The following is a 5,206-nucleotide window of genomic DNA, read 5'->3' on the forward strand; positions in this document are numbered from 1 at the left end:
AGCCTGGCCGCCGCCGGCACCGCCGCAGCGGCCGCCACCGACGGTCCCCGCCGCAGCGAACCGCGCCTGCGCGACGAGGGCCTGCTCAGCCTCAGCGACGAGCCGCTGCAGCTCGACTGGCAGCCGCCCCGGCCCAGCTGGGCGCGCCGCCTGCTGTGGTCGCTGCTGATCCTGCTGGCCCTCGGCGGTCTGGCCGGCCAGTACGTCTACTACAACTTCGAGCAGCTGGCCCGCCAGGAGCAGCTGCGCCCCTGGTTCGAGCGGCTGTGCCCGCTGCTCGGCTGCCAGCTGCCGCCGCGGGTCGACGTAAGCCTGGTGAAGAGCAGCAACCTCACCGTGCGCAACCATCCGAGCCACCCCGGCGCGCTGACCGTCGACGCCATCCTCTACAACCGCGCCGACTTCGCCCAGCCCTTCCCGCTGCTCGAACTGCGCTTCGAGGACATCAACGGCCAGCCGCTGGCCAGCCGCAGCTTCAAGCCCGGCGAGTACCTGGCCGGCGAGCTGGCCGGGCAGAGCGACATGCCGCCGCAGACGCCGATCCACATCGCCCTGGAGATCATCGACCCGGGCACCCGGGCGGTGAACTACCGGCTAGCCTTCCACTCGCCGGACTAAGCCGCGCCGCCGGCTGTTCAAAAAATACTCAGAACAGCCTTTATCCATCCGGCGGGAGCGGGTATCATCGCCACCCTTTTCCAGCAGCTGATTTGCCCCTGCGGCAGGGATACCCCATGTCGGTGGTTCGCATCGGCCCCTACACCCTCCCCAATCGCGTGATCCTGGCCCCCATGGCCGGCGTCACCGATCGCCCGTTCCGCCAGCTCTGCCGCCGCCTCGGCGCCGGCCTGGTGGTGGCCGAAATGCTCACCAGCGACGTGCGCCTGTGGCACAGCCGCAAGTCGCGCCTGCGCATGCTCCACGACGGCGATCCCGAGCCGCGCTCGGTGCAGATCGCCGGCGGCGACCCGCAGATGCTCGCCGAGGCGGCGCGCCGCAACGTCGAGCTAGGCGCGCAGATCATCGACATCAACATGGGCTGCCCGGCCAAGAAGGTGTGCAACAAGGCCGCCGGCTCGGCGCTGATGAAGGACGAGCAGCTGGTCGGGCAGATCCTCGACGCGGTGGTCGCCGCCGTCGACGTGCCGGTGACCCTGAAGATCCGCACCGGCTGGGACCGCGACAACCGCAACGGGGTGGCCATCGCGCGCATCGCCGAGCAGGCCGGCATCGCCGCCCTCTCGGTGCACGGCCGCACCCGCGCCGACCTCTACACCGGCGAGGCCGAGTACGCCACCATCGCCGCGATCCGCGAGGCGGTCGACCTGCCGCTGTTCGCCAACGGCGACATCGACTCGCCCGAGAAGGCCCGCGCCGTGCTCGAGGCCACCGGCGCCGACGCGGTGATGATCGGCCGCGCCGCCCAGGGCCGGCCGTGGATCTTCCGCGAGATCGAGCATTTCCTGCGCACCGGCGAGCTGCTGCCCGCCCCCGCGCTCGCCGAAGTCGAGCGCATCCTCCTCGGCCACCTGGCCGAACTGCATGCCTTCTACGGAGCCGAGCAGGGCGCGCGCATCGCCCGCAAGCACGTCGGCTGGTACCTGGCGACCCTGCCCGGCGCCGCCGCCTTCCGTAGCGAATTCAACCGTCTGGACTGCCCCGCCGCGCAGCACGAGCACGTGCGCCGCTTCTTCGCCGGGCAGCACGACACCTGCAGCGGGACGGCCGCATGACCAACCTGAACGAGCATTTTGTGAGTGGAACGACTGCCGTGAGCGACAACGCCAACCTGAAACAGCACCTGATCGCCCCCAGCGTGGAGCGGCAGACCCTGCGCGACAGCGTGGAGCAGGCGCTGCACAACTACTTCGCCCACCTCGACGGCCAGCCGGTGACCGACGTCTACAATCTGGTGCTGTCGGAAGTGGAGGCGCCGTTGCTGGAAACCGTGATGCGCTACGTCAAGGGCAACCAGACCAAGGCCTCCGAGCTGCTCGGCCTGAACCGCGGCACCCTGCGCAAGAAGCTCAAGCAGTACGACCTGCTGTAACCCGATTTCGCCCGAGGGACGCGCGGTCCGGCCGCGCGCCCTTCAGTCCAATCCTGTCCTGATGGAATCCGAGATGACCGACCAGACCACCCGCCTTCCCGTCCGCCGCGCGCTGATCAGCGTGTCCGACAAGACCGGCGTCGTCGACTTCGCCCGCGAACTCGCCGCCCTCGGCGTCGAGATCCTCTCCACCGGCGGCACCTTCAAGCTGCTGCGTGACAACGGCATCGCCGCCGTGGAAGTGGCCGACTACACCGGCTTCCCGGAAATGATGGACGGCCGGGTGAAGACCCTGCATCCGAAGATCCACGGCGGCATCCTCGGCCGTCGCGATCTCGACGGCGCGGTGATGGCCGAGCACGGCATCCAGCCGATCGACCTGGTCGCGGTCAACCTCTACCCGTTCGCCGCCACCGTGGCCAAGGCCGGCTGCACCCTGCCCGACGCCATCGAGAACATCGACATCGGCGGCCCGACCATGGTCCGTTCGGCGGCCAAGAACCACAAGGACGTCGCCATCGTGGTCAACGCCGGCGACTACGCCGGCATCGTCGAGGGCCTCAAGGCCGGCGGCCTGACCTACGCCCAGCGCTTCGACCTGGCGCTGAAGGCCTTCGAGCACACCGCTGCCTACGACGGCATGATCGCCAACTACCTGGGCACCATCGACCAGGCCGCCGAGACCCTGTCCACCGAAGGCCGCGCCGCGTTCCCGCGCACCTTCAACAGCCAGTTCGTCAAGGCCCAGGACATGCGCTACGGCGAGAACCCGCACCAGAGCGCGGCCTTCTACGTCGAGGCCAACCCGGCCGAGGCCAGCGTCGCCACCGCCCGCCAGCTGCAGGGCAAGGAGCTGTCGTTCAACAACGTGGCCGACACCGACGCCGCGCTGGAGTGCGTGAAGAGCTTCACCAAGCCGGCCTGCGTGATCGTCAAGCACGCCAACCCGTGCGGCGTCGCCGTGGTCCCGGAAGCCGACGGCGGCATCCGCAAGGCCTACGACCTGGCCTGGGCCACCGATACCGAATCGGCCTTCGGCGGCATCATCGCCTTCAACCGCGAGCTGGACGGCGAGACCGCCCGCGCCATCGTCGAGCGCCAGTTCGTCGAGGTGATCATCGCCCCGAGCGTGTCCGCCGAGGCCCGCGAAGTGGTGGCCGCCAAGGCCAACGTGCGCCTGCTCGAGTGCGGCCAGTGGCCGGCCGAGCGCATCAATGGCCTGGACTACAAGCGCGTCAACGGCGGCCTGCTGGTGCAGAGCCGCGACATCGGCATGATCACCGAGGCCGACCTCAAGGTCGTCACCCAGCGCGCGCCGAGCGAGCAGGAGCTGCACGACCTGATCTTCGCCTGGAAGGTGGCCAAGTTCGTCAAGTCCAACGCCATCGTCTACGCCAAGAACCGCCAGACCGTCGGCGTCGGTGCCGGCCAGATGAGCCGCGTCAACTCCGCGCGCATCGCCGCGATCAAGGCCGAGCACGCCGGCCTTGCGGTCGAAGGCGCGGTGATGGCGAGCGACGCCTTCTTCCCGTTCCGCGACGGCATCGACAACGCCGCCAAGGCCGGCATCACCGCGGTGATCCAGCCGGGCGGCTCGATGCGCGACGCCGAGGTGATCGCCGCCGCCGACGAGGCCGGCATGGCCATGGTGTTCACCGGCATGCGCCACTTCCGTCACTGAGAACCGATCGCCGATCGTCCCCACGCTTCGCGTGGGGATGCAGCCCGGGACGCTCGGCGTCCCATGCCGCGGACGCCGAGCGTCCACAGCACCGTTCCCACGCAGAGCGTGGGAACGATCAACATGAGGCTTGAAACATGAACGTACTGATCATCGGCAGCGGCGGCCGCGAACACGCCCTGGCCTGGAAAGTCGCGCAGGATCCGCGCGTCGAGAAGGTCTTCGTCGCCCCCGGCAACGCCGGCACCGCCACCGAGGCCAAGTGCGAGAACGTCGCCATCGACGTGCTGGCCATCGAGCAGTTGGCCGACTTCGCCGCCGCCAACGTGCAGCTGACCATCGTCGGCCCCGAGGCGCCGCTGGTGAAGGGCGTGGTCGACCTGTTCCGCGCCCGCGGCCTGGACATCTTCGGCCCGACCGCCGCCGCCGCCCAGCTGGAAGGCTCCAAGGCCTTCACCAAGGACTTCCTGGCGCGCCAGAACATCCCCACCGCCGCCTACCAGAACTTCACCGAAGTCGAGCCGGCGCTGGCCTACCTGCGCGAGCAGGGTGCGCCGATCGTGGTCAAGGCCGACGGCCTGGCCGCCGGCAAGGGCGTGATCGTCGCCATGACCCTGGAAGAAGCCGAGGAAGCGGTGCGCGACATGCTCTCCGGCAACGCCTTCGGCGACGCCGGCGCGCGCGTGGTGATCGAGGAATTCCTCGACGGCGAGGAAGCCAGCTTCATCGTCATGGTCGACGGCGAGCACGTGCTGCCGATGGCCACCAGCCAGGACCACAAGCGCGTCGGCGACGGCGACAGCGGCCCGAACACCGGCGGCATGGGCGCCTACTCGCCGGCTCCGGTGGTCACCGCCGAGGTGCACCAGCGGGTGATGGACGAGATCATCTACCCGACCGTGCGCGGCATGGCGGCCGAGGGCAACGTCTACACCGGCTTCCTGTACGCCGGCCTGATGATCGACAAGAGCGGCGCGCCCAAGGTCATCGAGTTCAACTGCCGCTTCGGCGACCCGGAAACCCAGCCGATCATGGTCCGCCTGGAGTCCTCGCTGGTGCTGCTGGTCGAGGCCGCGCTGGCCAAGGCGCTGGACAAGGTCGAGGCGACCTGGGACCCGCGGCCGACCGTGGGCGTGGTGCTGGCCGCCGGCGGCTACCCGGGCGACTACACCAAGGGCGACGTGATCGAGGGCCTCGACGCGGCGGCGAAGATCGACGGCAAGGTGTTCCACGCCGGCACCGCGCTGAACGCCCAGGGCCAGGTGGTCACCGCCGGCGGCCGCGTGCTGTGCGCCACCGCCATCGGTGCCAGCGTGTCCGACGCCCAGCAGCAGGCCTACCGCCTGGCCGAGCAGATCCGCTGGAACGGCATGTTCTACCGCCACGACATCGGCTACCGCGCCATCGCCCGCGAGCGCGGCGAGGGCTGATGCCGCGCCCCCTCCGGCCGCCGCCCGGCGCGGCGGCCGGACCCG

At 69.9% G+C, this 5,206-nt stretch carries 5 protein-coding genes; all 5 read left to right on the top strand.

Translation table 11 applies throughout. The features are described 5' to 3' along the window. Positions 1 to 618, top strand: a 618-nt coding sequence (locus E5198_RS20230) for a DUF3426 domain-containing protein (RefSeq protein WP_136491715.1), incomplete at its 5' end; no start/stop codon positions are given. Between the two features lie 116 nt (positions 619 to 734). After that, positions 735 to 1,733 carry a tRNA dihydrouridine synthase DusB gene (dusB, locus tag E5198_RS20235; RefSeq protein ID WP_136491716.1) on the top strand — a complete coding sequence of 333 codons (999 nt, stop codon included), beginning with the start codon at positions 735 to 737 and terminating at the stop codon, positions 1,731 to 1,733. Next, entirely contained in the window at positions 1,730 to 2,050 is a 321-nt protein-coding gene (gene fis, locus E5198_RS20240) for a DNA-binding transcriptional regulator Fis (RefSeq protein WP_136491717.1), read from the top strand. The genes dusB and fis overlap by 4 nt, the downstream gene beginning before the upstream one ends. Positions 2,051 to 2,123: 73 nt before the next feature. Continuing rightward, positions 2,124 to 3,731 (top strand): bifunctional phosphoribosylaminoimidazolecarboxamide formyltransferase/IMP cyclohydrolase, encoded by a 1,608-nt coding sequence (gene purH, locus E5198_RS20245; protein ID WP_136491718.1) that lies wholly within the window; start codon positions 2,124 to 2,126, stop codon positions 3,729 to 3,731. A 137-nt stretch (positions 3,732 to 3,868) separates the two neighbouring features. Beyond that, positions 3,869 to 5,161, top strand: coding sequence for a phosphoribosylamine--glycine ligase (gene purD / locus E5198_RS20250; protein WP_136491719.1), 1,293 nt, complete (start codon positions 3,869 to 3,871; stop codon positions 5,159 to 5,161). The last annotated feature ends 45 nt before the right edge of the window (positions 5,162 to 5,206 follow it).

The organism is Pseudomonas sp. A-1, assembly GCF_004801855.1.
GTDB lineage: Bacteria > Pseudomonadota > Gammaproteobacteria > Pseudomonadales > Pseudomonadaceae > Geopseudomonas.